The sequence below is a fragment of the Vreelandella sp. GE22 genome (assembly GCF_968212445.1).
Map to the genome: position 1 here is coordinate 265,045 of NZ_OZ309110.1, position 25,875 is coordinate 290,919.

Below are 25,875 nucleotides of genomic sequence, written 5' to 3' on the forward strand. Positions count from 1 at the left end.
TAATAACGGGGATGAATCTTACTCGTGAGCGCGGGACTTTTCAAGTAGAAATTTCACCGCGCCCCATAAAACCTGCGATTCAGGACTGGCGTTCGATCGCCATGCGGGCGAGATCCGCCATGCTGTCGCGATAGGGGCTCTCGGGCAGCGTCTCGAGTTCCGCCAGGGCTTTATCGACCATTTCCACCGCGCGGCTGCGGGTGTATTCGAGCGCCCCGGTGCGGTGAACGATCGCCAGCACCTCGTCGAGCTGCTCGAGTCCGCCCTTGCGGATCGCCTGGCGGATCAGCTTGGCCTCTTCCGGGGTGCCGCGCTCCATGGCGTTGATCAAGGGCAGCGTTGGCTTGCCTTCGGCCAGGTCGTCGCCGACGTTCTTGCCCATTGCATCAGCGTCGCCCTGGTAGTCGAGCAAATCGTCGATCAACTGAAAGGCGAGCCCCAGGTAGCGCCCGTAATGTTGAAGGGCGCGTTCTTGCGCCGGGGTGGCCTCGGCCAGTACCGCGCCGCTGTGCGAGGCGGCCTCGAACAGCATCGCGGTTTTACCCTGGATGGTCTCGAAGTAGGCGTCCTCGGTTAGGCTCGGGTTGCCGATATTGGTCAGCTGGAGCACTTCGCCCTCGGCGATGATGCAGGTCGCGCTCGAAAGAATCGCCATGATGCGCATCGAGCCGACGTTGACCATCAGCTGAAACGAGCGCGAGTAGAGAAAATCACCGACCAGTACCGAGGGGGCGTTGCCCCAGGCGTCGTTGGCGGTTTTTTTGCCGCGGCGCAGGTGCGAGTCGTCGACCACGTCATCGTGCAAAAGCGTGGAGGTGTGCATGAACTCGATCAGCGTGGCAAGCGTAATGTGCTTGTTGCCTTCGTAGCCCAGCGAGCGCGCGGCCAGCAAAACCAAAAGCGGGCGCATGCGCTTGCCGCCGCTTTCGATGATGTACTGGCCGATGGTTTCCACCAGCGGGACTTTGGAGTTGAGCTGCTCGACAATGGTACGGTTAACGGCCTCGAAGTCGCCCGCCACCACGGCGTGAAGCGGTGAAGGCGTTGGGCTGGCAGACGTTTTAGGAGAGACGTTAGTCATGGAGTTTGTTCATCGCGGCAGGTGAAAAGCGGCAATTACCGCCCTGAGTGGGGATTATGCTATGGGGCCGCCTGTAAGGCGTCAAGGCGCACTCTACTTCGAGCCCCGCCCCGGGGCCGATATCGGCCGGATTGACACCTCCCCAGGGGCTTGTGGTAAAGGTCGAACGACGCTATAATCCGCGACCCACTCATCATGCTCCCTGTCAGATGGCTGCCAAAAGGGGCGCCACTCGCAGCAGGTCTTAAGAGCACGACGCGAAAGCGCGGTAGATGATGAGCGCTGGCTTAATAAGGTGCCAGCTTCAATGACGAGTCCGGAGAGCGACATGTACGCAATTATCAAAAGCGGTGGCAAGCAGTACCGCGTTCAAGAAGGTCAGACCATCAAGCTCGAGAAAATCGAAGTCGCCACCGGCGAGTCCATCGATTTCGAAGAAGTGCTGATGGTGGCAGACGGCGACGATTTCAACATTGGCGCACCGATGATCGGCGGCGCTAAAGTATCCGCTGAAATCGTGTCTCACGGCCGTGGTGATAAGATCAACATCATCAAGTTCCGTCGTCGTAAGCACAGCATGAAGCGTCAGGGCCACCGTCAGTGGTTCACTGAAGTCAAAATTACCGGAATCTCCGTTTAACACGGTCCATTCCCCTAATTAGGAGGCTATTTCGATGGCACATAAAAAGGCAGCCGGCTCCACGCGTAACGGTCGCGATTCCGAATCCAAACGCCTTGGTGTGAAACTCTTCGGTGGCCAAGCGGCAACCGCGGGTAACATCATCGTTCGCCAGCGCGGCACGCGTTTTCACGCAGGCCAGGGCGTCGGTATCGGCCGTGACCACACGTTGTTCGCACTGAACGACGGTAAGGTCCAGTTCCAGACCAAGGGCCCGAAAAACCGTAAATTCGTGAGCATCGTTTCTGAATAAGCGCTGAGCGCTTGGACGATCGCACGAAAGAAAAGCCCCGCATTGGCGGGGCTTTTTTGTCTGTTTAACCCCTTGGTCTTTGTGAAGACGGGGGATGCAAGGGCGGCGAAAGCGGCCGGGAGAATTCAATGCAGTTCGTCGATGAAGCCTCGGTGATTGTCGAGGCAGGCAAGGGCGGCAACGGCTGTCTGAGCTTTCGCCGCGAGAAATATGTCCCTAAAGGCGGCCCCGACGGTGGTGACGGCGGTCATGGCGGCAGCGTCTACCTGATCGGTGACGATGCGCTCAATACGCTGATCGACTTCAAGTTCCAGCGCTTCTACAAGGCCGAAAACGGCCAGGGCGGCATGGGGCGTCAGATGAGCGGCAAGGCCGGTCTTGACCTGCACGTCAAAGTGCCGGTCGGCACCACGGTGATCGACGAGGACACCCTGGAAGTGATCGCCGATGTGACCGAAATCGGCCAGGTCGTGCTGGTCGCCGAAGGCGGCCGGCGTGGGCTGGGTAATATTCACTTCAAGTCCTCGACCAACCGCGCGCCCCGGCGGACCACGCCGGGCACCGAAGGCGACCGACGCAATCTGCGTTTCGAAATGAAGGTCATGGCCGACGTGGGCCTTTTGGGCATGCCCAACGCCGGTAAATCGACGCTGATTCGCTCGGTTTCCGCCGCCAAGCCGAAGGTCGCCAACTACCCGTTCACCACCCTGGTGCCCAACCTGGGCGTGGTGAAGCTGGGCATGCACGAGCACTTCGTGATGGCGGACGTGCCCGGGCTGATCGAAGGCGCCTCGGACGGCGCGGGCCTGGGCCTGCGCTTTTTGAAGCACCTGACCCGTACGCGGCTTTTGTTCCACGTGGTGGATATCGCGCCGTTCGATGAGTCCGACCCGGTGCAGGCCGCCCAAGCGATCGTCCACGAGCTCGGCGAGTTCTCGCCGGCGCTTTCGGAGCGCCCGCGCTGGCTGGTGCTCAACAAGTTCGATTTGGTGCCGGAAGAGGAGCGCGAAGCCCGCGCCCAGGCGGTCATCGATGCGCTTGACTGGGAGGGCCCGGTGTTTCGCATCTCGGCGATCGGCAGTGAAGGCACCGATAAGCTGGTCCAGGCGGCCCACCGCTGGCTGACCGAGCAGCAACGCCTGGAAAACGAAGACGAAGAGGCCTTCGAGCGCGAGCGCGAGATGCGCCAACGCATGGAAGAAGAGTCCGTCGCCCGCACCGAGGCGCGTTTGGGCTACAACCGCAAGCGGCGCGACCAGGACGATGACGACGACTTCGACGACGACGATTTCGATGTCGAGGTCGAGTACGCGCCCTGAGCCAGCGGCTGGTAAATCACGACGAACGTTTAGGTGTGGGCAAAAGAGAGGCGGCATGGAACAGCGTGAACAGTTGCCGGGTCGGGAGGCGCTAAGGGGCGCGCGCCGCGTGGTGGTGAAGATCGGCAGCGCCCTGATTACCGACGACGGGCGGGGGCTCGATGACGCCGCCATCGGCGCCTGGGTCGACCAGATCGCCGAGCTGCAAAGCCGCGGTGTCGAGGTCGTGCTGGTCTCCTCCGGGGCGGTGGCCGCGGGCATGGTGCGTCTTGGTTGGCAGGCGCGGCCCACTGCGGTTCATGAGCTACAGGCCGCCGCCGCCGTCGGCCAGAACGGCCTGACCCAGTGCTACGAGCAGCACTTCGCCCGTCACGGCATGCTGACCGCGCAAATCCTTCTGACCCACGACGATCTTTCCAACCGCAAGCGTTACCTCAACGCGCTCTCGGCGCTGCGCACCCTGGTCGAGATGCGCGTGGTGCCGGTGGTCAACGAAAACGACACCGTGGTCACCGACGAGATCCGCTTTGGCGACAACGACACCCTGGGCGCTTTGGTCGCCAATCTGCTCGAGGCCGACGCCCTGGTGCTGTTGACCGACCAGGAAGGGCTTTTTGACGCCGACCCCCGGGAGAACCCCGGCGCCACGCTGATCGACGAAGGCCGCGCCGACGACCCCAGGCTTGCCGCCGTGGCGGGCAGCGGCGGGGCGCTTGGCCGGGGCGGTATGAGTACCAAGGTGCGCGCCGCCACGCTCGCGGCGCGCTCCGGGGCGCTCACCGTGATTGCCAGCGGCCGCCAGCCCAATGTGATTAGTCGCATCATGGGCGGCGAGGCGCTGGGCACGCTGCTGACGCCCAACCAGGCCCCCATAGCGGCGCGCAAGCGCTGGCTGGCCGGCCAGCTCCAGGTACGCGGAACGCTCACCCTGGATACCGGGGCGGTCAACGTGCTGCGTGAAAAGGGCTCGAGCCTTCTGCCGGTGGGCGTACGCCATGTGCAGGGCAGCTTCAAGCGCGGCGACATGGTGCTGTGCGTGGACGAGCAGGGCGAGCGGGTCGCCAAGGGGCTGATCAACTACGGCGCCGACGACGCCCGCCTGCTGGCCGGCAAGCCCAGCCATCAGATCGAGGCGATCCTCGGCTTCGTAGAGGCCCACGAGCTGATCCACCGGGATAACCTGGTGGTCGTTTAACGCCCGGGCCGGGGTTTCGATGACCCAAGCGGTAGCGGTATCTGCCGCGGCCAGTCGTTGGGCACGATGAATACCCGTTTAAGCGCCGCGCCGCCTTCGGCTTTCAGCATGACCTGCTGGGGGCCGTACTGCGCGATATGCGCCGTGAGCGCAGGCCCAAACGCTTTTGGCGAATCAAACGCCGTCTCTAGCGGCGGCGCCAGCCAGAAAGGCTTCTTCAGCCAGGCCATCTTCACCTCCCCCTCGCGCGCCAAAAGTGCCTCCCAATCCTTCAAATAGCACCACTGCCCGCGGCGGTGATGCGCGCTTGCGCCTTCCGGTGGGGGCAGCGTTGCGTGAAACGGATAAAACAGCACCCCGGGCATGGCCAGGCGCTGGGTGAGTGCGCCGGCGCCGGGCTCGAAGGGCGCGCAGTCCCGCGGTGCCAGCCAGTGGCCTAGCGTTTTTTGGGCCAGGGGCGTGGCGGAAAGCGGCAGTTGGTGGGCGTGCAAATGGGCGCACTTGCGCGCCAGGCTGTCGAGCCCGCCCGGGCCGATCCAGCGGTTCTGGCTGGTAGCGCCGCTTGGGCCTTCGTCGAGCCCCAGGTAGAACTTGATCGCGACTTCCAAATGGATGGGCGCCGGGTCGGCGCAGGTGCGGTAGAGCATATCCAGCTCGCCCAGGGTCAGGCGTTTTTCTCTGATTTGAACGTTATGGGCCAAAAGCCGCGTGTTGGGTGCGTGGCCGAGCAGCAGATGCCAAAGGGTTTCGTGGTAGTGGCCCATGCGCGTTAGGCGTTTTTTCACCACCGCCCGGCACGCCGGTGACAGTCGCTCGAGCCAGACCTGGACGTCGCTTTCAAGGCCAAGCTCGGCTCGGGTGGGGCGGCCCGGGTAGCCGTTTAACGCCACAAAATCCGGCGTATCCAGAAGCCACGCCAGGTCCTGGGCGATGGGGTCTTCCAGCAAGGCGCCTTGGGTGTCGGCCGGCGGTATTGGTGGCATAGTGGTGTCCCGTGGGCGGCTTGAGGGTGGGCGAGGGCGAAGTAAAACAATGCATGCTACGCTTGAGCTTACGCAAGCCCCGGCCTTTACCCAACGATGCAACGGAGTGTGTTAATGGCTAATTCGAAAACCAAAAAGCAGAATGCCCCCGCCAGCTCGTCAAACAAACGGGCAGCTAAAAAAAGTGGCCCCGCCCCGTCGCATGTTGAGGCCCAGGCGCTTACGCCGCAAACCGGCGCGGCGCTTTTCGAGGACGCCCACTCGCGGCTGGAGGAGGTGTTCGACGCGCTGGATATCCATCCCGATGCTCGGGCGCGACTGATGCAGCCCGCGCTTTCGCTACAGGTCAGCATACCGGTGCGCATGGACGATGGCCGCCTGCAGGCATTTCCGGCTTGGCGCGTTCAGTACGATATCAGCCTGGGGCCAGCCAAGGGCGGCGTGCGCTTTCACCCGCAGGTCAACCAAAACGAGGTGACCACGCTCAGCTTCTGGATGGCGATCAAGTGCGCGGTCGTCGGCCTCCCCTTTGGGGGCGGCAAGGGCGGGGTCCAGGTCGATGCCAAGGCGCTTTCATCGCTGGAGCGCGAACGCCTGGCGCGGGGCTACATTCGCGCCATTGCCGACGTGATGGGCCCGGATCGTGACATTCCCGCCCCGGACGTCAACACCGACGCCGAGGTGATGGGCTGGATGATCGACGAGTACGAGAACATCGTGCGCGCCCGGGCACCGGCGGCGATCACCGGTAAGCCTTTGCCGCTGGGTGGCTCCCCCGGCCGGGTGGCGGCCACCGGCCACGGCGCGCTCAAGGTGCTGGATTTGTGGGCCGAGCAACAAAACCGCAAGCCCGAAGACACCACCGTCGCAGTGCAGGGCTTTGGCAATGCGGCGACGTATTTCGCCCGACAGGCAAGCGCTCGGGGCTACAAGGTCGTGGCGGTGTCGGACTCCAGTGGCGGCATTTACAAGAAGGCGGGGCTGGATATCGACGCGGCCCAAAAGGCCAAGGAAAAACACGGCGCGCTCGCCAAGTGCCGCCAGGGCAAGGCCATCGAGGGCGCCGAGCTACTGGCGCTAGAGGTCGACGTGCTGGCCCTGGCCGCGCTGGAAAACCAGGTGCACGGCGATAACGTCGGCGATATCCAGGCCGGCATGATTCTGGAAATTGCCAATGGCCCGGTCACCAGCGACGCCGACCGCGAGCTCGACAATCGCGGCATCGATGTGCTGCCCGATGTGCTGGCCAATACCGGTGGGGTGATCGTGAGCTACTTCGAGTGGCTACAAAACCGCGCCGGCCAAGCCTGGAGCGAAGAGGAGGTCAACCAGCGTCTCGATGAAAAGCTGGAGCGCGAGGCGCGCCTGGTGCTCGAGCGCGCCAAAGAGGAGAAGGTGACCTATCGTCAGGCGGCCTACCGCCAGGGAATCGAGCGTATCGCCGAGGCGATCATGGCGCGGGGCAACTGTCAGGAAAGCCGATAAACACTTGCCAGGAAAGTCGATAAACACACGCGCATCGAAAAAAGCGGGCCCTCGTCAGGGCCCGCTTTGCGACATGCTGCAACACCCCATGATGCAATACGCTGGGGTGCGGCCAGGCTAGTCGCGATCCATCGCGGTAATCTCGTAGGAGCCCTGGCGCACGCTCAGCTCGACCTCGCGGCCCTCGGCGTTGCGGCCTTCGATGTCGATGATACCGCTCTGGTTCATGTCGATCTCCTCGAAGGTCACCATGCCTTCCTCGGAAGCGACTTCGAATGCCTGGCGAATATCGTCTTCGCTCATGCCCCAGGCACCGCTGACCAGGCGTTCGCGCTCTTCTTGCAGGGTTTCGCCGCTGTCCAGCGAGAACTCGATATCGGCGAACCACTCGTCATCGAGCCACCCTTCGACCTCGACATGGTCGCCGCTTTCGACGCTGATTTCCTGGTACTGGGTAAAGCCGTAGTCGGCGGTATAGCCGAGCACGTCGTCGAGGCGCTCGAGGGCCAGGCCCTCGTCGGCCTGGGCTGCGCCCGCCGCTGCGCTTAGCAGCAGGGCAGTGGCCGGCATCATCAGCACTTTTTTCGTAAGATTCATGTCAAACTCCTTCTTGAGCGATACGGGGTGAATGATCAACGCGCACCGGCGCTTGCCGATGCGACGCCCCTTTTATAGCACCGCGCGTCTGTCGCTAACCTGAAGGCGCCGTTCATCCAACGTTCATATCGACTTTGGCATGCTGACACCATGAAAACGCTTTTAACGCCTCATTCATCGCGCCTTAAGCGCCGCTGGCCCCTGGCCGTGGCGCTGGTGGCGTGGCTTGGCGTCCAAAGCGTGGGGGCGGACCCGCAGTGGGAAGGGTTGCATGACCAGGTGCGCTCGGGCGAGGCGGTGAGCCTGGAGTCGCTTCTGGACTGGCTGGAAGCGCGCTACCTGGGCGAAGTCATCGAGGTCGAGATGGAGCGCGACGACGGCGACATCGAGTACGAGATCAAGATGCTCGGCCCCCAGGGGCAGGTCGTCGAATTCGAGTTTGACGGGCGCAGCGGCAAGCTCATGAAAATCGAAGGCGTGCGTATCAACGAGATGCAGCGCGAAAGCGTCGAGGGTGGCGGGCCATGAAGTGTTTATTGGTAGAGGATGACCAGGCGCTGGCCTTTGAACTCGGCCAGGCGCTAAAAGAGGGCGACTGGCTGGTGGAGCATGCCGCCACCGGCCAAAAAGCGGATTTTTTGGTGCGCGTCGAGGCGTATGACGCGCTGATTCTGGACGTCGGCCTGCCCGACGGCGATGGCACGCGCTGGCTAAGCGCCTGGCGCGACGACGGTATCGACCTGCCCGTGCTGATTCTCACCGCCCGCGAGCGTTGGGCGGACAAGGCCGCGGGCTTTAGCGCCGGCGCCGACGACTACGTGACGAAACCCTTCGAGCCCGCCGAGGTGCTCTTTCGCCTGCGCGCAATCGTTCGCCGCACCCACGGCTACGCGCACCCGGTCATCAAGGTGGGCGAGCTCCACCTGGATACCCACACCCAGCACGTGACGCTTGCCGGACGCCCGGTCAGCCTGACCGCCCAGGAGACGCGCCTGCTGAGCTATTTGATGCACGCCGCCCCGCGGGTGGTCAGCCGGGGCGAGCTCGCCGAGCACGTCTACGACCGTGACCAGGAGCCGGACTCCAACGTGATCGACGTGCAGATCAGTCGGCTGCGCCGCAAGCTTGGGGGCTGGCGCTTTGCCACGCTTCGAGGCCAGGGCTATCGTCTGCTGGCCGAGGCGCCGGATGTCGGCTAACCGCGGCCGGCTTGTCTGGAGCCAACTGCGCAAGCGCTGGTCCCACCGCTCGATCGCCACGCGGCTGCTGCTCGCCGCACTCGTCATCATTGCGCTGGCGCTGCCGCTTTCCGGGGCGTGGCTTGCGCATTATTACCGTACCGCCGCCATAACCGCCTTTGACGAGCGCCTAAAAGCGACGCTGAACGTGGTGATCGCCGGGGTGGCGTTCGACGCCGCAAGCGATACCCTGCGCTATCCAAGCGCGCTGGGCGATCCCCGCTTCGATCAGGTGTTTTCCGGCTGGTACTGGCAAATCACCGACCAAAACACGCACCATCTCGCCTCGCGCTCGCTTTGGGACCAGCGCCTGCCGGTGACCGACAGCCGCCGGATAAGCGCGCGAAGCCTAAAAGGCCCCCGCGGCCAGCCGCTACGCGTGCTCGAGCGCGATATTTATCTGGCCCCGCTAGATACGCCGCTGCACGTCAGCGTGGCCGCGGACGAGACCGAGCTGGGAGCGAGCATCGCCCGGTTCCAGCGGCTTTTATGGCTGGGGCTTTTGACGCTCGGCGCGCTCTTGATGGGCGTGTTGGCGTTACAGGTGCGTTGGGGGCTGGCGCCGCTTCGGCGCATGAACGCCAACCTTCGCGAAGTGGAAAAGGCCACCGCGGAGCGCATGGATACGCAACTGCCCGAGGAGCTGGCAACGCTTGCCGGGTCGATGAACGCAGTGCTCGTGCGCGATCAGCGGCTGATCGAGCGTGGCCGCCACACGGCGGGTAACCTGGCCCACGCGCTAAAAACGCCGCTGAGCGTGATGCGCCTGCAGCTAAAGCATTTGCCCGGTGAACACAGCGAGCGGCTGGATACCGAGCTTTCGCGCATCGATAGCGCCGTACGCCACCACCTGGCCCGCGCCTCGGCGGCCGGCGAGGGCCTGCACCTGGCGCCCATCGCCCTCGACGAGGCCCTTTCCGGGTTGATCGAGGGCCTCTCCCGCTTGGCTCACCGTCGCCAGGTCGCGCTCAGCGCCGATTGGCAAGCGCGCCCGAAGGTCCGTATGGACCGTCAGGATATTCAGGAAATCGCCGGTAACCTCCTGGATAACGCGCTGCGCTGGGCGCAAAGCGAGGTGACGCTTTGCGTGGACGCCCAAGGCGAGACGCTGTTGATGAGCGTTAGCGACAACGGCCCCGGCATGAGCGAGGCGCAGTGTCAGGCCGCGCTTGCCCGGGGCACGCGGCTGGACGAGCAGCGCTCGAATAGCGGCCTGGGGCTTGCCATCGTCGCGGATTTGGTGGCGCTTTACCACGGCACGCTGCACCTTACGCGGGCCGAAGCCGGCGGGGTCTACGTGGCCATCGAACTCCCCGTGGTGGCCCCGGGTGCATGACGCCACGCGACACCGGGTGTCATAAAAGCGTCATCAAAATATCTCAATCTTTTTGGATCGAACCTCCCCCCGGCACTCAGGACGCTGTAGTCAGTTTTTGGCTGACGGCGTTTGCAAAGGCACCCGACACATGACTGCTCAAGACACTCAATGGCTTAACCACATTCTTGAAAACGAGGACTTGACCATTGTGTTCCAGCCCATCGTGGATGCCAGCCAGCAGGCGATATTCGGCTACGAAGCGTTAGCGCGCGGGCCCGAAAACTCGCCGCTCTACTCGCCGCTGCGCCTTTTCGACGTGGCGATGCAGGCGGGGCATTTGGTCGAGCTGGATCTTTTGTGCCGGCGCCTGGCTATTCGCCGTTTTGCCGAGCTTGGACTGCCCGGGTTCTTGTTTCTCAACGTGATGCCGCTGACCATCGTCGAGCGTGACTTCGAAGAGGGGCTGACCCTGGGCTTCGTACGCGAAAGCGGCTTGCCCGCAAAGCGGGTAGTGATCGAGCTGACCGAGCACGTGCCGATTCACGACTATGCACTGATGCGCCAGGCGGTGGACCACTACCGCGACATGGGCTTTCAGGTCGCCCTCGATGATTTGGGCGCCGGGCACTCGAGTCTTCGCCACTGGGCGGAGCTACGCCCGGATTTCGTCAAGCTCGACCGTCACTTCATTGCCGGCATCGACCAGGAGCCCGCCAAGCGCGAATTTCTGCGCTCGATTCTGGATGTGGCGCGAAGCCTCGACTGCCATCTCATTGCCGAAGGCGTGGAGACCGCCGCCGAGCACCTCTGCCTTTGGGAGCTCGACCGGGGGCTTGCGCTGCTGCAGGGGTTTTACTTTGCCCGCCCCAGTATCGATCCGCCGTTTACCCTGAACATGCAACTGCCAGCGCCGGGGCCTGCGAGCGGGTCCGGACGCACCGCCCGGGCCATTTCGCGGACCATCGACACCGTCGGGGCCAAGGATTCGGTGATCACGCTGGCCGAGCGCTTTCGCCACCACCCTTCGCTTCGCTGCGTGGCGGTGGTCGAAGGGGAGATGCCCGTGGCGGTGGTGCGGCGCAGCGCGTTCTTGACCCTGTTCACCAACCCCTATAGCCACGCGCTTTACGCCAAACGCAAGGTGCTGGAAGTAGCGGATACCAAACCGCTGATCGCCGAGGCGGATACGCCACTCGAAGTGCTCAGCCAGCAGCTCACGGACAGCCGCGATATCGAACAGGAGGATTTCGTGATCGTCGAGGCGGGACGCTACCTGGGGATGGGCAGCATCGTCGATCTATTGCGCGAGATCACTGCCATCCAGGTGCGTCAGGCGCGCCACGCCAACCCACTGACTGGGCTGCCAGGCAATATTTTGATCAACGAAACCCTGGGGCACACGCTGGAGAAGGGCGAGCCCTTTGCGGCGGCCTACGTGGATCTGGACAACTTCAAAGCCTTCAACGACGCCTACGGCTACGCCCGGGGCGACCAGGTGATCATTGCGCTTTCGCGCCTTTTACAGGCCCAGGTAGACAGCGCCGGCGGCTTTATCGGCCATATCGGCGGCGACGATTTCATGATGCTGCTGCCGCTGGATCACTGGGAGGGCGTGTGCCGCCAGATCCTCGATTCCTTCGAGGTGATGGCGCCAGGCTTTTTCGACGAGCGCGACCGCCTGCAGGGCGGGGTGCATATTGAAAACCGCCGGGGAGAGGCGGACTTTTTTGCCTTCGTCAGCGTGTCGATCGCGGTCAAGCCGATACTCGATACCACGAGCTGCCGGGCGCTGGAGATCGCCGGGCAGCTTTCGGAACTCAAGCATCAGGCCAAGAAAATCGCCGGTAATAGCCTTTTCGTCGAGCGCCGCGGCGACGGGTCCGCCCCCGCTGTTTACACCGCGGCGTCATAAAGGCGTCATAAAGGCGTCATGCAAGTGTCGCAGGGTTGTCACCCGGGCTTGTCAGCATAGCGCTACTTCAAACAACATTTTGGGTGATGTATGTCGACGCTCTCTCTTTCTCGTACTTTGTTAAGCGCTGCGGTCACGGGCGCATTCGCCCTGACCGCGCTCACCGCCACCGCCGATCTTTCATCGCGCTATACCGATAACGACGGTGACATGGTAGCCGACGTACCCGAAGACGCCGCCGAGTGGGTCAACCCGGATACGCTGGTATTTGCCTACACGCCGGTAGAAGACCCGGCGGTGTACGCCGAGGTGTGGGCGGATTTTCTGGATCACCTGAGCGAGGCGACCGGCAAGAACGTGCAGTTTTTCCCGGTACAGTCCAACGCCGCCCAGCAGGAAGCACTGCGCGCCGGACGCCTGCACGTAGCGGGCTTCAATACCGGCGGCGTGCCGGTAGCGGTCAACTGTGGCGGCTTTAGGCCGTTTGCCATGATGGCGGCGGACGACGGAAGCTTCGGCTACGAGATGGAGATCATCACCTATCCGGGCAGCGGTATCGAAGCCGTCGAGGACCTGGCAGGACGACAGATGGCGTTCACTTCGGAAACCTCCAACTCCGGCTTTCGCGCGCCCTCGGCGCTTTTGCGCTCGGAATACGGCATGGAAGCCGGCGAAGACTTCGAAACCGCGTTCTCCGGCTCCCACGACAACTCCATTCTGGGCGTGGTCAACGAAGATTACGACGCCGCCGCCATCGCCAACTCCGTCGCCACGCGGATGCTGGCCCGGGGTGTGGTCAACGAAGGCGATTACGAGGTGATTTATACCTCGGAAACCTTCCCCACCACCGGCTACGGCCTGGCCCACAACCTCGATCCGGAACTGGCCCAGCAGATTCAGGACGCGTTTTTCAGCTATGACTGGGAAGGCACAGCGCTGGAAGAAGAGTTCGCCAACTCCGGTGAAGCGCAGTTCATTCCCATCACCTATGAAGAAGACTGGTCGGTCATTCGTACCATCGCCGACGCCAACGATGTGACCTACGACTGCGACTAAGCGCTGACGCACCACGAACGCCGGCCGAAAGGGCATCCTTTCGGCCGGCTTGCTATCCAGAGGAGGTGTTTCAATGCTTACCCTAACCGGCGTTGGCAAACGCTACCCCACCGGGGATCATGCCCTGACCGATATCGGGCTTTCGCTGCCCAAAGGGCAAGTCATGGCGTTGATCGGCCCCTCCGGGGCGGGTAAAAGCACCCTGATTCGCTGTGTGAACCGCCTGGTCGAGCCAACCCAAGGCAGCATTCGGCTGGACGAACTCGAACTGACCGGGCTTTCCGGGCGCGCGCTGCGCCGCGCGCGGCGCTCCATGGGTATGATCTTTCAGGAGTACGCGCTGATCGACCGGCTCACGGTGATGGAGAACGTGCTCTCTGGGCGGTTGGGCTACGTCGGTTTTTGGCGCAGTTTTTTGCGCCGCTACCCCGAGGACGCCGTGGCTGAGGCGTTTCGCCTGCTGGAGCGGGTGGGGCTCGAGCACGCTATCGACAAGCGCGCCGACGCGCTCTCCGGCGGCCAGCGCCAGCGCGTGGGCATTGCCCGGGCGCTACTGCAAAGCCCAAGCCTTCTGCTGGTGGATGAGCCCACGGCGAGCCTCGACCCGAAAACCTCGCGTCAGATCATGCGCTTGATTCGCGAGCTCTGCGCCGAGCGCGGCCTGGCCGCGATCATCAATATCCACGATGTGGCGCTGGCCCAGCAGTTCGCCGACCGCATCGTGGGGCTCAACGCGGGACGGACCGTCTTCGACGGCTCTCCGAGCGAGCTGACCGGCGATATCCTGACTACCATCTACGGGGAGGAGGAGTGGGACACCCGCGCCGAACCCGCCGAGGAGGCGGACGGCCCAACCCTTGAGGAGAGCACGCGGCCCATGGGGCGTGGCGATTCTGCTCGAAGGTCCCAACCGTTTCCGGCGGTCGCCGGCGAGGGCGGGCGATGAGTGCCGGAAACGCCCAGGCGCGTCAGCGGGCAGCCCGCGCCGGCCAGTGGCGGCGGCGGCCGTTTATCGAGAGCCCGCGGCTTCGTTGGGGCATTCTGCTCGGCCTCTGCGTTTATCTGGTGCTGGCGCTGGCCTCCGTCGAGGTGAACTGGGCGCGGGTCGCCGAAGGCGCCGGGCGGGCAGTCAATTTCCTGGCAGCGTTCACGCAGCCGGATTTCGTTAGCCGCCAAAACGATATCATCGCGGGCCTTTTGGAAAGCTTGACCATGACGCTCACCTCCACGGTGATCGGTGTGCTGCTGGCCATCCCCGTAGGGCTCGGGGCGGCGCGTAATATCGCACCGCTGCCGGTGTACGCGCTGTGCCGCGCGATCATTGCCATCTCGCGCACCTTTCAGGAAATCATCATCGCTATCCTGTTCGTGGTGATGTTCGGCTTCGGGCCGCTGGCGGGCATGATCACCCTGGCGTTTGCCACCATCGGCTTCATGGCCAAGCTTCTCGCCGAAGATATCGAGGATCTTGACGCGCGCCAGGTCGAGGCGGTGCGCGCCACCGGCGCCGGCTGGTGGCAGGTGATGAACCACGCCGTGCAGCCCCAGGTGATGCCGCGTCTGATCGGGCTCTCCATGTACCGGCTGGATATCAACTTTCGCGAGTCCGCGGTGATCGGCATCGTCGGCGCCGGCGGTATCGGGGCGACACTAAACACCTCGCTGAGCCGCTACGAGTACAGCACGTCCGCGGCTATCTTGCTGATCATCATCGCGATCGTGCTGCTGAGCGAATACGCCTCCAGCCACGTCCGCCGCTTTACTCAATAGGAGCCCGCGATGCCCGTTTCAACCTCCGCTACCGGCGTGCCGCTTTGGCAGCGGCGCACGTCTCGCGCTCAGTGGCTGCGTTTCGGTGGCTGGCTTTTTGGGGCAAGTCTCTTTTTGCTCTGCTGGAAAGTGATTTCCGACAACACCATGTGGGTGTTCGCCCTGGACGCCGGGCGCCAGGGGAGCGATCTGATCAGCCGGATGCTGCCGCCCAAGTGGGAATACGCCGCAAGGCTCTGGCAGCCCATGTGGGACACCATCAACATCGCGACCCTGGGCACGGCGCTGGGCATTTTAATGGCTTTTCCCGTGGCGTTTCTGGCCGCGCGTAATACCACGCCGCACCCGCTGGTGCGAAGTGCGGCGCTGACGGTCATCGTCTCGTCGCGCTCGATCAACTCGTTGATCTGGGCGATGCTGTTGGTCACCATCGTCGGCCCCGGCGTGCTGGCGGGCATCATCGCCATCGCGCTGCGCTCCATCGGCTTCGTGGGCAAGCTTTTGTATGAAGCGATCGAGGAGATCCACCCGACTCCGGTGGAGGCGATCAGCGCCACCGGCGCCAGCCGCCTGCAAGTGATGAACTACGCCGTGTTGCCCCAGGTCATGCCCGCTTTTGCAGGCATCAGCGTGTATCGCTGGGATATCAATATCCGCGAATCGACGGTGCTGGGACTAGTGGGTGCGGGCGGTATCGGCCTTCAGTTGAACGCCTCGATCAACAGCCTCGCCTGGAGCCAAGTCAGCGTGATCTTTGTCATGATTTTTGCCACGGTGCTGGTGTCCGAGTGGGTTTCGGCGCGGGTGCGCCACGCCATGATTTGACGCGCCAGGCGCAGGATCCAGTGGCGGGGGGCCGCGGCTTGGGCCATGATGAAGGCATCCCACTTCAATTGGCTGAGTGCTCCATGTCGACCACTTTGTTTTCGTTTGCCTCGTTCTACGTCCCTGGTCTTCGCCGTCTGGGGCCGCTTTTGGCCCTTTTTCTACTGGCCGGGTGCGCCAGTAAAGAGATCGCCACCGCGCCGGGAACCAGCCCCGGCACCATGGCGGGTGTCTCGATGGAGCGCGCGCTTATTCTCTCCCACGCCCAGCAGGCGATCGGTACCCCCTACCGCTTTGGCGGCAACTCCCCCAAGGGGCTCGACTGCTCGGGGCTGGTCGAGATGACCTATCGCGCCGCCGGTTTGCGCGTGCCCCGCACCGCCGACGCGCAGTACCGCGCGCTACCCAACACGGAAACGCCGCGCCCGGGGGACCTGCTGTTTTTTGGCAGCGGCTCCAAGGCGACCCACGTCGGAATTTACCGGGGTAACCGTCAGATGATTCACGCCCCGGGCTCCGGGCGTCACGTGGTGAGCGTGCCGCTGGATATCGACTACTGGGAACAGCGCTATTTAGGCGCCGCCGCCCTGGCGCCTTGAGCGGATAAGTAAACCTCGTACGTTTAATGCAAGCACGTCGGGAAAGTGTTAATAGTGTTATCCTGGACGAAATGAGAATTACCCTGATGCGGGTATGAGGGTTTTAATACCGTAACGCCGGGCGCGACCAGGTTTAGAGGTTCAGGGAGCCGTGGCCCGGCCACTCGATGGTTCGTTCGAGTGACGAACAGTATGAGCTACGCGTGTCAGTCACGCGTGTCAGCAAAGGTGGTCAAGCAAGCGGTATCAGTGACCGGTGTGTCGATTGTATAAGAGAGTAAGACGGGCGCCATAAAGCCTGCTGCTCGATCTGCTTAAGGAGCAGTTCATTGACCCCACAAAAAACCGATATTGCGCCGTCTTTAGGCCCCGGTGCACCGCTGTCGGTCATTGACGTCGGCGGCTCTTTCTCGCCCAGCGAGGCCGCGTTCGGCTACGCCAACGAAGCCATTATCATTACCGATGCCGACAACCTAGTGCTCGACGTCAATCCGGCGTTTTGCGAGCTGACCGGGCTTACACGGGAACAGGCGATGGGTAAGTCGCCCCAGTCGTTCAGTATTCTGGCGCTGGAAGATAGCCACGAATCGCGGCTGGTACGCGAGGAAGCGCAGTTTCGTGATCGCGGCAAGAGCCAGGTCAGCTACAAAAGCCACGATGGCAAATTCTATCCGGCGATGATGTCGACCAACCGGGTACGCGACGCGCAGGGCGCGGTGGTCTACCACGTCATCGTGCTCTCGGACCTTTCGGCCATCCCGGCCCATGCGCGGCATCTAAACCGTGAGGTCTATTTCGATTCGCTGACCGGCCTGCCCAACCTGCAGCTTTTGACCCAGCTGATCCAGGAATCCATTACCCACGCCGATGCCAGAGGGCTTCCGCTGGCGGTGTGTTCGCTAGACATCGACTACTTCCAAACGATCAACGAGCGTTTGGGGCCGCAGTGCGGCGACACGATTCTCGCCACGTTCTCCCAGCGCGTCAGCCACCTGCTGTTTGGCGATGACGTGCTGGCCCGCGTAGGCGGCGACGAGTTCGTGCTGCTGTTGCACCACGGCGTGGACCAGGCATATTTCGAGGCGCTGCTGGACTCCATTCGTCAGCCGCTGTTGATCGATGGGCAAAGCATCTACCTGACGGTGAGCCTGGGCGTCACGCTTTACCCGGAAGATGATACCCAGGGCGATGTACTGCTGCGCCATGCCAATCAGGCGATGTACCGCGCCAAGCAGCGCGGGCGCAATATCTACCACTTTTTCGACCCTCTCCAAGACCGGCTGCTGCGCGCGCGTCACGAACAGCGCAAGCGCTTCGTCGACGCGCTCAGCCATCAGGAGCTGCGCCTTTACTACCAGCCTCAAATCGATATGCGAAGCGGCGAGGTCATTGGTCTGGAGGCGCTGATTCGCTGGCAGCACCCGGAAGATGGGCTGCTGGCGCCGGCGGCCTTTTTACCGGCCATCGAAACCACCAGCCTCGAGGTAGAGCTTGGCGAATGGGTGATCAACGAAGCGCTGCGCCAGCTCTCGGTGTGGCAACACCAAGGGCTGGCGCTGACGGTCAGCGTCAACATCAGCCCGGCTCATCTTCTGGCGAAGGACTTCAGTCAGCGCTTGTCGGCGTGTTTGGCGGCGTATCCCAACGTTTGCCCCCGCTTTTTGAAGCTGGAGGTGCTCGAAAGCGCTGCCATTCACGATATTCAGTCAGCCCTGGTCAACATGACCTGCTGCCAGGCACTGGGGGTCGGGTTTGCGATCGACGACTTCGGCACCGGCTTCTCGTCGCTGACCCACCTTCGCCAGCTGCCGGTGAACCTGATTAAAATCGATCAAAGCTTCGTGCGGGATATGCTCATCGACAACGATGACATGGCGATCGTCGAGAGCGTGATCTATATGGCCAATCGGTTTAAAAAACCGATGTTGGCCGAAGGTGTGGAAACGCTGGCCCACGCCAGCGCGTTGATGGCACTTGGCTGCCACCTGGCCCAGGGCTACGGTATCGCAAAACCCATGGCCGCCGGCCAGGTGCCTGGCTGGATCGAGCAGTGGCCCGAGCGTCTCGATTGGCAAACCCTCAAGCCGTTATCGAAAGGCCTGCGATAAATGTCGAACGATGTTAGTTTGAGTGATTTTTGAAGCCCCGATCATGCCCTCTATCGATGTTATCCTTAACCTGACCCAGCGTGAGTGCCTGGCGCACTACGAAGGGCGCTATAACAATGTACGGGCACGCAGTCTCGATGGCCGCTGGGTCGTGTTTCCCGCTGAAGCGCTTCGTCGCGTAGTGGACCAAGACGGTGTTCACGGCGTTTTTAGGCTGATCTTTACCGAAGAAGGTCGTTTTAGTCGTATCGTTTTTGTTCGAAGGTGATTTTAAATGCACTCCCAAAAGGCAGTAACGACAACCCTCGGGGAGTTGGTGCTTGGCGTTATTCCCAACCTGAACCTCGCGGAAAAACTGGTGTTCAATACGCTCGAAAGTTTGATCGAAAGCGCCAGCGACCCGTTCGAGGTGATAAGGCGTAAAGAGCAAAAAGAGCACTTTACACTGGAGGTGTATCGCTTGCGCCTGGCGCTGGAGGTGTTGTTGGAGCGCCACCGGCGCGATGTGAACGCGCTGCTTGCCGATGAACACCACCCCACGGAGGCACTTTGGCTTTCGGAGGACGAAGAGCTGGCCGTTGCCGAGGCCATTGCCATCTACCAGCGCGTACGTGCTTTTCAGCGCGGTGAGCGCTCGACGCCCATCCACCATTAAATCCCAGGTTTAGACTCCACTGGCACGCATATTGCCTCTATAATGAGACGCTCGCCCAGGGCTTACCCGCCCCGGCGGCTGGCAGCGGCCTACCCGGCAAGCTGCTTCATTGATCAGGAGATAACCCATGTCTGCCTCACCCGTTACCTTGATGGTGGCCCGCCGCGTGGCCGACGGCCGCTATCAGGACTTTAACCGCTGGTTGAACGAAGGCCGTGACCTGGCGGCGGATTTCCCCGGCTACCTGGGCTCCGGCGTATTGGCGCCGCCCAAGGGCGACGACGAATATCAAATCGTTTTTCGCTTTAGTAGCCACCAAACGCTCAACGCCTGGCAGCATTCGGCCTCGCGGGGCGGCTGGCTCAAGCGGGGCAAGGGGCTTTACGATGCCCCGATCGAACAGCGCGCCACAGGGCTTGGCGCCTGGTTTCAAATGGATGGGGGCGAGCCGCCGCCGCGCTGGAAGCAAGCAGTGGCCGTGTGGCTGGCGTTCTTTCCCATTTCGCTGGTGTTTCAGGCGCTGTTTGGTGCTTTTTTGGCCGATTGGGCGCTGGTCCCCCGTGTGCTGGTCAGCACGCTAGCGCTCACTCCGGTCATGGTGTTTATCTTTATTCCGCTCTCGACCCGACTGCTCCGGCCCTGGCTTCAGGGCAAGTGGCCGCCGCGGGAGATGCTTTCGCGCTGGTGGCAAAGCTACCGCTCCCAGGCCAAGCTGTAATGGATGACGTCTGGCTGGCAAGCCCGGCCAGACGATAGCAGCAGGCAATACCGCCATCGACGACAGGGAAGGGCCATGATCCACGTACACCATCTCGAGAAATCGCGCTCCCACCGGGTTATCTGGCTTTTAGAGCTTTTGGAACTCGAGTATGAGATTCGCGTTTATAAGCGCAACCCCAAAACCCAGCAGGCACCCAAAGAGCTCAAGGACGTGCATCCGCTGGGCAAATCGCCGGTGATTACCGACGGCGAGCTGGTCATTGCCGAGTCTGGCGCGATTATCGATTACCTGATCGAGCGCTACGGCAACGGGCGTTTCAAGCCGGATACCGACGCGCTCAATGACTGGGTCGATTATCGTTACTGGCTGCACTACGCCGAAGGCTCCTTGATGCCGCTTCTGCTGATGAGCCTGGTCTTTAGCATGATTCCCAAACAGTCACCGGCCCTGGTGCGGCCCGTGGCCAAGGGCATAAGCTCTACGGTGCGCGAGCGCTTTATCGACCCGCAGCTCGACCAGCACGTGGCGTTCATGGAAGCGCACCTGGCAAAGCACGGCAACTTCGGCGGCCAGTGGCCAAGCGGCGCGGATGTGCAGATGAGCTTTCCCATTCTGGCGCTGAAGGGCACGCGCTCGCTGGAGGCGTATCCAAGCATCGACGCCTACGCCCAACGCATCGAAAGCGACCCGACCTGGCAGCGCGTGATCGAACGCGCCGGGCCTTTGGATATACTCGAGCGTTAGACGATTGCCCCGGCGCCTTGGGAGTGGCGCCGGGGGTAGAGCTAGCTGGCCGGGCCGAAGCTACCCGCGTTGAGCCACAGGTGGACCAGAATACTCGCTACGTAGCCAAGCAGGATCACCGGCGTCCAGCGAAGGTGCCCCATGAAGGTATACGACCCGCGCGCCTGGCCCATCACCGCGACCCCCGCCGCCGAGCCAATCGAAAGCAGGCTGCCCCCGACTCCGGCGGTCAGCGTAATCAATAGCCACTGGCCGTGCGCCATCTCCGGCTGCATGGTCAGCACGGCGAACATCACCGGAATGTTGTCCACCACCGCCGAGACCACGCCGAGCACCACGTTGGCCCAGGTCGGGTTCCAGCCGGTATAGAGCGCCTCGGACAAAAGCCCCAGATAGCCCATGAAGCCAAGGCCCCCCACGCACATCACCACCCCGTAGAAGAACAGCAGCGTGTCCCACTCGGCCCTTGCCACGCGGTTGAAAACATCGAAAGGCACCACGCTACCCAACTGCTCGAGCTTTTTATTGTCGCCCCGGCGGCTGTAACGTTCGCGCTTGCGCGCAAGCGACTTGGGTAAGCTTTTGCGCAGGTAAAAGCCGAAAAACTGCAGGTAGCCAAGACCGGTCATCATGCCCAGCACCGGGGGCAGGTGTAAAAGCGTATGACACAGCACGGCGGTGGTAATGGTGAGCAAAAACAGCGCAACGATACGCCGCGCGCCGCGTTTCAAGGCGACCTCCTCGTAAACGCTGCCCGGCTTTTGGTTCTTGATGAAGGCGCTCATGATCAGCGCGGGAACCAGGAAGTTGACCAGCGCCGGCACGAAGAGAATGAAGAAGTCCTGGAACTCGATGAGCCCGGCCTGCCACACCATGAGCGTGGTGATATCGCCAAAAGGGCTGAACGCGCCACCGGCGTTGGCGGCCACCACGATATTGATACACGCCAGGTTGATGAAACGCCGGTCGCCTTCGGCGACCTTGGTAATGACCGCGCACATCAAAAGCGCGGTGGTCAGGTTGTCGGCAATGGGCGAGAGCACGAAGGCAAGCCCCCCGGTCAACCAAAACAGCGTGCGGTAATTGAACCCTTTACGCAGCATCCAGCAGCGTAGTGCATCGAATATACGGCGCTCTTCCATGGCGTTGATGTAGGTCATGGCCACCAGCAAAAACAGCATTAGCTCGGTAAACTCCAAAAGGGTCATCCGAAACGCGTACTCCGACGCCTCTGATAGCCCGTTTTGAACGTATACCCAGCCAATGAGTCCCCAGATGATGCCCGCGGCGACCAGCACCGGCTTGGATTTGCGCATGTGAATCTTTTCTTCGGCCATGACCAGTGCATAGGCCAGTACGAACACGCCCAGCGCAAAAAAACCCACTATCGAGGTGGTCAGGTCGAGATCGCCGGTCACCGCAAACGCGGAAGGAGCCAAACAAAAAAGCACTAGTGACAACCAAAAAAGCCAGCGGCGAGAGGGTCGCGGCTGGCGTGGGGCTTGATGCAGCGTTAGCATGAGAGCAAGTTCCTGTGAGTTTAAAGAGAGCGAAAAAGTCCTGCCAAGTTTAACAATTGAGCTTTTATCGTAATACGGAATTAAAACGAACGAAGTTTGTATTAAGTTGGTTTAATGCATCTTTTTTTAGTAAATTAACCGTTTCGCTAATAGCCAATATCGCCCATAAGTGGCATATCTCTTAATGCTCTTATCCGTTAGTCGAAAAGCACTGTAAACGGGTTTCGATAAGCCGCCAGTCGACAAGACCGTATGGCACTATGGACATGACACCATGGCTCAGCTCAGGCGCTGGCGCGGGGTACGCGCGGGCTGTAGCTGTCTCGAGCGTCAAGTCATGGTATGTTAGCCGCGCCGGCCTCGCGGGCTGGCCATCAAGAGATCTCTATCGAGAGCTGACCCCAACGAGGACACCCCATGCGCCATTTTACTTGCTCACTTCGCCGCGCACTGAGTGTATCGGCCACGTTGCTCGCCTTGAGTGCTTTATCCTTTGCCGCTCAGGCGGAAACCCGGATCACCTATAAATCGTCTTCGGCGGGAACCGCTTATTATCAAATGGGCGTCGAGCTTTCCGAAGCGATCCGCGAAGGTACCCAGGATGACATCATCCTGACGCTCGAGGAGAGCCAGGGCTCGGTACAAAACGTCATGGAAGTGATGGCGCGCCAGGGCAATTATGTGTTCACTACGCCGCCGGCGCTCGTCGAGCAGGCGATGGCGGGCGAGGGGCCTTTTGCTCAGCGCCAGGGCCCGCGCCTACAGGAAATTCGCGGCCTTTTCCCGATCCCTTCCATTACCATGCACTTCGTGCTGGCCGACGACCAGGGGACGGCGTCGTTCGACGAGCTGGCGGGTAAGCACGTGTTGATCGGCCGCGGCACCTTTGGCGCCCGGGAAGCGCAGCGCTATTTCGAGCTGTTCGGCCTTGAAAACGACATTCGCGTGGCAGATGCGGCGCTGGGCAGCGGTCCGGATGCGCTTAAAAACGGCCAGATCGATGCCTTCGTGACCGCAAGCTCCTTCCCGACGCCCAACGTGATCGAAATCGCCGCCAGCATGCCGATCACGCTGGTATCGCTTACCGACGAGCAGATCGAGCAAACCGGCGCGACGGCGCAATTGATTCCCGGCGGTACCTATCCCGGCGTGGATGAAGACGTCAACACCACGTCGCTGCCGGTCATGGCCTTTACCACCGCGCAAATGGACGACGACACCGCCTACACGCTGACCAAAACCTTCTGGGAGCGCCGCGACGCCATGGCCGAAGAAGCCGCCTGGTGGGGCAGCATCACCCCGGCGCTTTTGGACAACCTGGCAACGCCGCTGCACCCTGGGGCGCTGCGCTATTACGATGAAGCCGGTATTGACGTGCCCGACGCACTGCGTTAACCCCCTTTATTTTCCTGATACGCACTACAGCGGCCAGGCCGCTGTAGTGCGTTTGTGTTGATAGGCATATCCGATGCAGGCTCTTTCAGAAACGCCCGCGCCCAAGGCAAGCCCTTGGACGAAGGGGTGGGTGGCCCTGGGCGCGGCAAGCGTCCTTTTTCATCTTGGACTCATTTTTTACGGCCTGGCCCCGGCGCTGGTCAGCCGGCCGCTGCACATGGCGCTACTACTGCCCTGGGTGCTGGTGTATATGGCGCGCACCCGCTTTCAACGGCTAAGCGGCGGGTTGCTGACGCTACTGGGCGTGGCGGCGTGTGGCTATATCGCGCTCAACGAGCAGGCGTTGGCTTACCAGTACGGCTTCATCGATACGCCGCTTCAGATGGCCATCGGCGTGTTTTTGATTTTTCTCGCCCTGGAGGCCGCCCGCCGGGCGATTGGCTGGCCGCTGCCGCTGGTGGCGTTGCTGGCGCTGATGTACGGCGTCTTCGGTGAATACATTCCCGGCACGTTCGGCCACGCGGGCATTCCCTTACCCAGCATGGTGGGCACGCTCACCATCGCCGAAGGCGGGCTTTGGGGGTCACTCACCGGGGTGAGCGTTGGCGTGGTGGCGATCTTCGTCATTTTCGGCGCGGTGCTCAACGCAGGCGAGGCGGGCCGGGGCTTCATGAACCTGGCGGGCGCCCTTGCCGGGCGGTTGACCGGCGGCGGGGCGAAGGTCTCGGTGATCTCTTCGGCGCTGATGGGCTCGATTTCCGGGTCCGCCTCGGCCAACGTGGCCTCGACCGGCGCGATCACCATTCCCTCCATGGTGCGGCTGGGCTACCCGCGTTCGCTGGCCGGCGCGGTCGAAGCGGTGGCGTCTTCCGGCGGGCAGATCATGCCGCCCTTGATGGGGGCCGGCGCCTTCGTCATGGTCGAGCTGACCGGCACGCCCTATACCCTGATCATGGCGGCGGCGGCCCTGCCCGCGGTGCTCTATTTTCTGACCGTTTGGGTGGGCATCAACGCCTATGCGACCCGCTACGATCTCAAGCCCGTGGCGGCCAGCGAGCGCCCGGCGGCGAAAGAGGTGCTGATTACCTCGCTGTTTTTCGCGGTGCCCTTCGTGCTGCTTTTGGAGCGTATTTTCAACGGCGGCTATACCCCACAGTACGCGGCAAGTATCGCGATTTTCGCGGGCATGGCGCTGCTTTTGTTCAACGTTCGCTTGCGCTTCTCGCTGGCCGGGTTTGGCCAGCGTTTGAGCGAGGCGGCCCTCACCGCCGGGCGCCAGATCGCCGTGATCGGGTCGATCATCGTCTGCGCCTCGCTGGTGATCGGTGTGCTTTCGCTGACCGGGCTGGGGGTGAAAATCACCTCGGGCATTTTGTCGCTTTCCGGCGATATGCTCTGGCCCGCGCTTTTGCTCACCGCTTTGGCCTGTTTGATTCTGGGTATGGAAGTGCCCACCACCGCCGCCTACGTCATTTGCGTATCGGTGGCGGGGCCGGCGCTGACCTCACTGGGCCTTTCGCCGCTGCTGGCCCACCTGTTCGTGTTCTGGTTTGCGCTGTTGTCCACGATTACGCCGCCGGTGTGCGGTGGGGTGTTCATCGCTGCGGGCATGGTGGGGGAGAACTGGCTCAAGGTTGCCTTGAAGGCAATGGCGCTGGGTATCGGCCTCTACATCATTCCGCTGGCCATGGTGGCCAACCCAGCTATCATCGGCCTTGCCGTCGACCCCGCCCAGGCGGTGCTCATCGCGTTCAAGGTGGCGGTGGGCCTGGCGCTGATCTCGTTTGGCGTGATCGCCCGGCGCGTGGCCTGGTGGCGGGTGCTGCTGGTACTGTTAGGCGCCGCGGCGATCTTTCTCGTGTAGCCACAGCGGCGAATCCTTTCCAAGCGGGGTGGTTGCGTAGACCACCCAGCTATCCAGCGCCGGGCCTAGTGAGCGCGCAACACGCAGCGTCTCTGGCGCGTTAAGCGCCACTGCCTCGGCGCAAATGCCCGCCACCTCTTCGCCTTCCAGCAGCGCCTGGGCAACGGCGGCGGTGGTCGGCCATTCCCGTACCTCGGCAAAGGCGCTCAAATCGGTGTAGTAACGAGTAGCCGCTTGAAGCGCCACCCGCGCGGGGCTTTCGACGTCGCGCCGCACCACCAACGCCAGCGGGTGGGAGCCGGCAATGAATGTGTCCACCGGAAAGGCGCGGTGCATGGTGCGGCTCACGCACTCGGCGTGGCTTGCGTGAGCGGTGCATTGCAGCAGGTGGGTAATCTCACCGTTTAAAAGTGCGGTGAAGGCACGCTCGAAGGTGTCAAAGTAGACGCTCTGGCCCGCTGGGGCGTGGTGTGCCAGGTAGCGCTGGGCGATCAGCGCGTGGTTGCTGCTCTCTGGTCCTAATGTGCCCAAACGCACGGGCGGCTCCTTTCGTTGGCT

Annotated in this window: 26 protein-coding genes; 21 read left to right on the plus strand and 5 right to left on the minus strand. The window is 62.4% G+C overall.

Going from position 1 to position 25,875, the window contains the following annotated elements; all coding sequences use genetic code 11:
* Positions 1 to 79 precede the first annotated feature (79 nt).
* Positions 80 to 1,081: an octaprenyl diphosphate synthase gene (gene ispB / locus ACWHRL_RS01315; RefSeq protein ID WP_447527499.1), complete on the minus strand. Its 1,002-nt coding sequence runs from the start codon at positions 1,079 to 1,081 to the stop codon at positions 80 to 82.
* Between the two features lie 328 nt (positions 1,082 to 1,409).
* Here ispB and rplU point away from each other — a divergent pair, with 328 nt between their 5' ends.
* The 4 genes from rplU to proB all read left to right on the plus strand — a co-directional run bounded on the left by rplU (position 1,410) and on the right by proB (position 4,527).
* Positions 1,410 to 1,721 carry a 50S ribosomal protein L21 gene (rplU, locus tag ACWHRL_RS01320; protein WP_447527500.1) on the plus strand — a complete coding sequence of 104 codons (312 nt, stop codon included), beginning with the start codon at positions 1,410 to 1,412 and terminating at the stop codon, positions 1,719 to 1,721.
* A gap of 34 nt (positions 1,722 to 1,755) precedes the next feature.
* The gene (gene rpmA / locus ACWHRL_RS01325) at positions 1,756 to 2,013 is read left to right on the plus strand and encodes a 50S ribosomal protein L27 (protein ID WP_447527501.1); all 258 of its coding nucleotides are present in this window, start codon (positions 1,756 to 1,758) and stop codon (positions 2,011 to 2,013) included.
* Positions 2,014 to 2,141: 128 nt separating this feature from the next.
* On the plus strand, positions 2,142 to 3,332 hold the full coding sequence (gene cgtA / locus ACWHRL_RS01330; protein ID WP_447894920.1) for an Obg family GTPase CgtA: 1,191 nt from the start codon (positions 2,142 to 2,144) through the stop codon (positions 3,330 to 3,332).
* A gap of 55 nt (positions 3,333 to 3,387) precedes the next feature.
* Positions 3,388 to 4,527 carry a glutamate 5-kinase gene (gene proB, locus ACWHRL_RS01335; RefSeq protein WP_447894921.1) on the plus strand — a complete coding sequence of 380 codons (1,140 nt, stop codon included), beginning with the start codon at positions 3,388 to 3,390 and terminating at the stop codon, positions 4,525 to 4,527.
* On the opposite strand, the gene ACWHRL_RS01340 is transcribed toward proB, so the two are convergent.
* Positions 4,524 to 5,510, minus strand: a complete 987-nt coding sequence (locus ACWHRL_RS01340) for a DUF1853 family protein (RefSeq protein ID WP_447894922.1) — start codon at positions 5,508 to 5,510, stop codon at positions 4,524 to 4,526. The genes proB and ACWHRL_RS01340 overlap by 4 nt on opposite strands.
* A 114-nt stretch (positions 5,511 to 5,624) precedes the next feature.
* Between ACWHRL_RS01340 and ACWHRL_RS01345 the strand changes: the two genes are divergently transcribed.
* The gene (locus ACWHRL_RS01345) at positions 5,625 to 6,995 is read left to right on the plus strand and encodes a Glu/Leu/Phe/Val family dehydrogenase (RefSeq protein ID WP_447894923.1); all 1,371 of its coding nucleotides are present in this window, start codon (positions 5,625 to 5,627) and stop codon (positions 6,993 to 6,995) included.
* Between the two features lie 117 nt (positions 6,996 to 7,112).
* Here ACWHRL_RS01345 and ACWHRL_RS01350 read toward each other — a convergent pair whose 3' ends face one another.
* Complete coding sequence (locus ACWHRL_RS01350; RefSeq protein ID WP_447894924.1) at positions 7,113 to 7,592, minus strand: PepSY domain-containing protein; 480 nt, start codon at positions 7,590 to 7,592, stop codon at positions 7,113 to 7,115.
* Between the two features lie 150 nt (positions 7,593 to 7,742).
* Here ACWHRL_RS01350 and ACWHRL_RS01355 point away from each other — a divergent pair, with 150 nt between their 5' ends.
* From ACWHRL_RS01355 to ACWHRL_RS01420, 14 genes are all read left to right on the plus strand, one after another.
* Positions 7,743 to 8,120: a PepSY domain-containing protein gene (locus ACWHRL_RS01355; protein WP_447894925.1), complete on the plus strand. Its 378-nt coding sequence runs from the start codon at positions 7,743 to 7,745 to the stop codon at positions 8,118 to 8,120.
* The gene (locus ACWHRL_RS01360; RefSeq protein ID WP_447894926.1) at positions 8,117 to 8,791 is read left to right on the plus strand and encodes a response regulator transcription factor; all 675 of its coding nucleotides are present in this window, start codon (positions 8,117 to 8,119) and stop codon (positions 8,789 to 8,791) included. Before ACWHRL_RS01355 ends, ACWHRL_RS01360 begins: the two co-directional genes overlap by 4 nt.
* Entirely contained in the window at positions 8,781 to 10,166 is a 1,386-nt protein-coding gene (locus ACWHRL_RS01365) for a sensor histidine kinase (protein ID WP_447894927.1), read from the plus strand. The genes ACWHRL_RS01360 and ACWHRL_RS01365 overlap by 11 nt, the downstream gene beginning before the upstream one ends.
* 130 nt (positions 10,167 to 10,296) lie before the next feature.
* Complete coding sequence (locus ACWHRL_RS01370) at positions 10,297 to 12,060, plus strand: bifunctional diguanylate cyclase/phosphodiesterase (protein WP_447894928.1); 1,764 nt, start codon at positions 10,297 to 10,299, stop codon at positions 12,058 to 12,060.
* A 90-nt stretch (positions 12,061 to 12,150) separates the two neighbouring features.
* Positions 12,151 to 13,116, plus strand: a complete 966-nt coding sequence (gene phnD / locus ACWHRL_RS01375) for a phosphate/phosphite/phosphonate ABC transporter substrate-binding protein (protein WP_447894929.1) — start codon at positions 12,151 to 12,153, stop codon at positions 13,114 to 13,116.
* Between the two features lie 73 nt (positions 13,117 to 13,189).
* Positions 13,190 to 14,062 carry a phosphonate ABC transporter ATP-binding protein gene (gene phnC / locus ACWHRL_RS01380; protein ID WP_447894930.1) on the plus strand — a complete coding sequence of 291 codons (873 nt, stop codon included), beginning with the start codon at positions 13,190 to 13,192 and terminating at the stop codon, positions 14,060 to 14,062.
* On the plus strand, positions 14,059 to 14,886 hold the full coding sequence (gene phnE, locus ACWHRL_RS01385; RefSeq protein WP_447527513.1) for a phosphonate ABC transporter, permease protein PhnE: 828 nt from the start codon (positions 14,059 to 14,061) through the stop codon (positions 14,884 to 14,886). Before phnC ends, phnE (ACWHRL_RS01385) begins: the two co-directional genes overlap by 4 nt.
* 9 nt (positions 14,887 to 14,895) lie before the next feature.
* On the plus strand, positions 14,896 to 15,711 hold the full coding sequence (phnE, locus tag ACWHRL_RS01390) for a phosphonate ABC transporter, permease protein PhnE (RefSeq protein ID WP_447527514.1): 816 nt from the start codon (positions 14,896 to 14,898) through the stop codon (positions 15,709 to 15,711).
* Between the two features lie 83 nt (positions 15,712 to 15,794).
* Positions 15,795 to 16,310 (plus strand): C40 family peptidase, encoded by a 516-nt coding sequence (locus ACWHRL_RS01395; protein ID WP_447894931.1) that lies wholly within the window; start codon positions 15,795 to 15,797, stop codon positions 16,308 to 16,310.
* A 329-nt stretch (positions 16,311 to 16,639) separates the two neighbouring features.
* Positions 16,640 to 18,418 carry a putative bifunctional diguanylate cyclase/phosphodiesterase gene (locus tag ACWHRL_RS01400; protein WP_447894932.1) on the plus strand — a complete coding sequence of 593 codons (1,779 nt, stop codon included), beginning with the start codon at positions 16,640 to 16,642 and terminating at the stop codon, positions 18,416 to 18,418.
* Between the two features lie 43 nt (positions 18,419 to 18,461).
* A complete protein-coding gene (locus ACWHRL_RS01405) occupies positions 18,462 to 18,686 on the plus strand; it encodes a DUF2835 family protein (RefSeq protein ID WP_447530485.1) in 225 nt (74 codons plus the stop codon).
* Positions 18,687 to 18,692: 6 nt separating this feature from the next.
* Entirely contained in the window at positions 18,693 to 19,073 is a 381-nt protein-coding gene (locus ACWHRL_RS01410) for a hypothetical protein (RefSeq protein WP_447527517.1), read from the plus strand.
* A 127-nt stretch (positions 19,074 to 19,200) separates the two neighbouring features.
* The gene (locus ACWHRL_RS01415) at positions 19,201 to 19,791 is read left to right on the plus strand and encodes an antibiotic biosynthesis monooxygenase (RefSeq protein WP_447527518.1); all 591 of its coding nucleotides are present in this window, start codon (positions 19,201 to 19,203) and stop codon (positions 19,789 to 19,791) included.
* Positions 19,792 to 19,866: 75 nt separating this feature from the next.
* Positions 19,867 to 20,538: a glutathione S-transferase gene (locus ACWHRL_RS01420; RefSeq protein WP_447527519.1), complete on the plus strand. Its 672-nt coding sequence runs from the start codon at positions 19,867 to 19,869 to the stop codon at positions 20,536 to 20,538.
* Between the two features lie 41 nt (positions 20,539 to 20,579).
* On the opposite strand, the gene nhaD is transcribed toward ACWHRL_RS01420, so the two are convergent.
* On the minus strand, positions 20,580 to 22,058 hold the full coding sequence (gene nhaD / locus ACWHRL_RS01425; RefSeq protein ID WP_447527520.1) for a sodium:proton antiporter NhaD: 1,479 nt from the start codon (positions 22,056 to 22,058) through the stop codon (positions 20,580 to 20,582).
* A 417-nt stretch (positions 22,059 to 22,475) separates the two neighbouring features.
* Here nhaD and ACWHRL_RS01430 point away from each other — a divergent pair, with 417 nt between their 5' ends.
* Positions 22,476 to 23,453: a TAXI family TRAP transporter solute-binding subunit gene (locus ACWHRL_RS01430; RefSeq protein ID WP_447894933.1), complete on the plus strand. Its 978-nt coding sequence runs from the start codon at positions 22,476 to 22,478 to the stop codon at positions 23,451 to 23,453.
* A 73-nt stretch (positions 23,454 to 23,526) separates the two neighbouring features.
* Positions 23,527 to 25,317 carry a TRAP transporter permease gene (locus ACWHRL_RS01435; protein ID WP_447894934.1) on the plus strand — a complete coding sequence of 597 codons (1,791 nt, stop codon included), beginning with the start codon at positions 23,527 to 23,529 and terminating at the stop codon, positions 25,315 to 25,317.
* Here ACWHRL_RS01435 and ACWHRL_RS01440 read toward each other — a convergent pair.
* Positions 25,288 to 25,854: a hypothetical protein gene (locus ACWHRL_RS01440; protein WP_447894935.1), complete on the minus strand. Its 567-nt coding sequence runs from the start codon at positions 25,852 to 25,854 to the stop codon at positions 25,288 to 25,290. The two genes, ACWHRL_RS01435 and ACWHRL_RS01440, sit on opposite strands and share 30 nt — an antisense overlap.
* Positions 25,855 to 25,875: the final 21 nt, after the last annotated feature.

Coding starts and splice junctions, on each gene's coding strand:
- phnE (WP_447527514.1), top strand. CDS start 14,896: ATGCCCGTTTCAACCTCCGCTACCGGCGTGCCGCTTTGGCAGCGGCGC.
- rpmA (WP_447527501.1), top strand. CDS start 1,756: ATGGCACATAAAAAGGCAGCCGGCTCCACGCGTAACGGTCGCGATTCC.
- ACWHRL_RS01405 (WP_447530485.1), top strand. CDS start 18,462: ATGCCCTCTATCGATGTTATCCTTAACCTGACCCAGCGTGAGTGCCTG.
- phnD (WP_447894929.1), top strand. CDS start 12,151: ATGTCGACGCTCTCTCTTTCTCGTACTTTGTTAAGCGCTGCGGTCACG.
- ACWHRL_RS01340 (WP_447894922.1), bottom strand. CDS start 5,510: ATGCCACCAATACCGCCGGCCGACACCCAAGGCGCCTTGCTGGAAGAC.
- ACWHRL_RS01435 (WP_447894934.1), top strand. CDS start 23,527: ATGCAGGCTCTTTCAGAAACGCCCGCGCCCAAGGCAAGCCCTTGGACG.
- ACWHRL_RS01360 (WP_447894926.1), top strand. CDS start 8,117: ATGAAGTGTTTATTGGTAGAGGATGACCAGGCGCTGGCCTTTGAACTC.
- ACWHRL_RS01370 (WP_447894928.1), top strand. CDS start 10,297: ATGACTGCTCAAGACACTCAATGGCTTAACCACATTCTTGAAAACGAG.
- ACWHRL_RS01430 (WP_447894933.1), top strand. CDS start 22,476: ATGCGCCATTTTACTTGCTCACTTCGCCGCGCACTGAGTGTATCGGCC.
- rplU (WP_447527500.1), top strand. CDS start 1,410: ATGTACGCAATTATCAAAAGCGGTGGCAAGCAGTACCGCGTTCAAGAA.
- ACWHRL_RS01410 (WP_447527517.1), top strand. CDS start 18,693: ATGCACTCCCAAAAGGCAGTAACGACAACCCTCGGGGAGTTGGTGCTT.
- ACWHRL_RS01345 (WP_447894923.1), top strand. CDS start 5,625: ATGGCTAATTCGAAAACCAAAAAGCAGAATGCCCCCGCCAGCTCGTCA.
- phnC (WP_447894930.1), top strand. CDS start 13,190: ATGCTTACCCTAACCGGCGTTGGCAAACGCTACCCCACCGGGGATCAT.
- cgtA (WP_447894920.1), top strand. CDS start 2,142: ATGCAGTTCGTCGATGAAGCCTCGGTGATTGTCGAGGCAGGCAAGGGC.
- phnE (WP_447527513.1), top strand. CDS start 14,059: ATGAGTGCCGGAAACGCCCAGGCGCGTCAGCGGGCAGCCCGCGCCGGC.
- ACWHRL_RS01415 (WP_447527518.1), top strand. CDS start 19,201: ATGTCTGCCTCACCCGTTACCTTGATGGTGGCCCGCCGCGTGGCCGAC.
- ACWHRL_RS01355 (WP_447894925.1), top strand. CDS start 7,743: ATGAAAACGCTTTTAACGCCTCATTCATCGCGCCTTAAGCGCCGCTGG.
- ispB (WP_447527499.1), bottom strand. CDS start 1,081: ATGACTAACGTCTCTCCTAAAACGTCTGCCAGCCCAACGCCTTCACCG.
- ACWHRL_RS01365 (WP_447894927.1), top strand. CDS start 8,781: ATGTCGGCTAACCGCGGCCGGCTTGTCTGGAGCCAACTGCGCAAGCGC.
- ACWHRL_RS01395 (WP_447894931.1), top strand. CDS start 15,795: ATGTCGACCACTTTGTTTTCGTTTGCCTCGTTCTACGTCCCTGGTCTT.
- nhaD (WP_447527520.1), bottom strand. CDS start 22,058: ATGCTAACGCTGCATCAAGCCCCACGCCAGCCGCGACCCTCTCGCCGC.
- ACWHRL_RS01350 (WP_447894924.1), bottom strand. CDS start 7,592: ATGAATCTTACGAAAAAAGTGCTGATGATGCCGGCCACTGCCCTGCTG.
- proB (WP_447894921.1), top strand. CDS start 3,388: ATGGAACAGCGTGAACAGTTGCCGGGTCGGGAGGCGCTAAGGGGCGCG.
- ACWHRL_RS01420 (WP_447527519.1), top strand. CDS start 19,867: ATGATCCACGTACACCATCTCGAGAAATCGCGCTCCCACCGGGTTATC.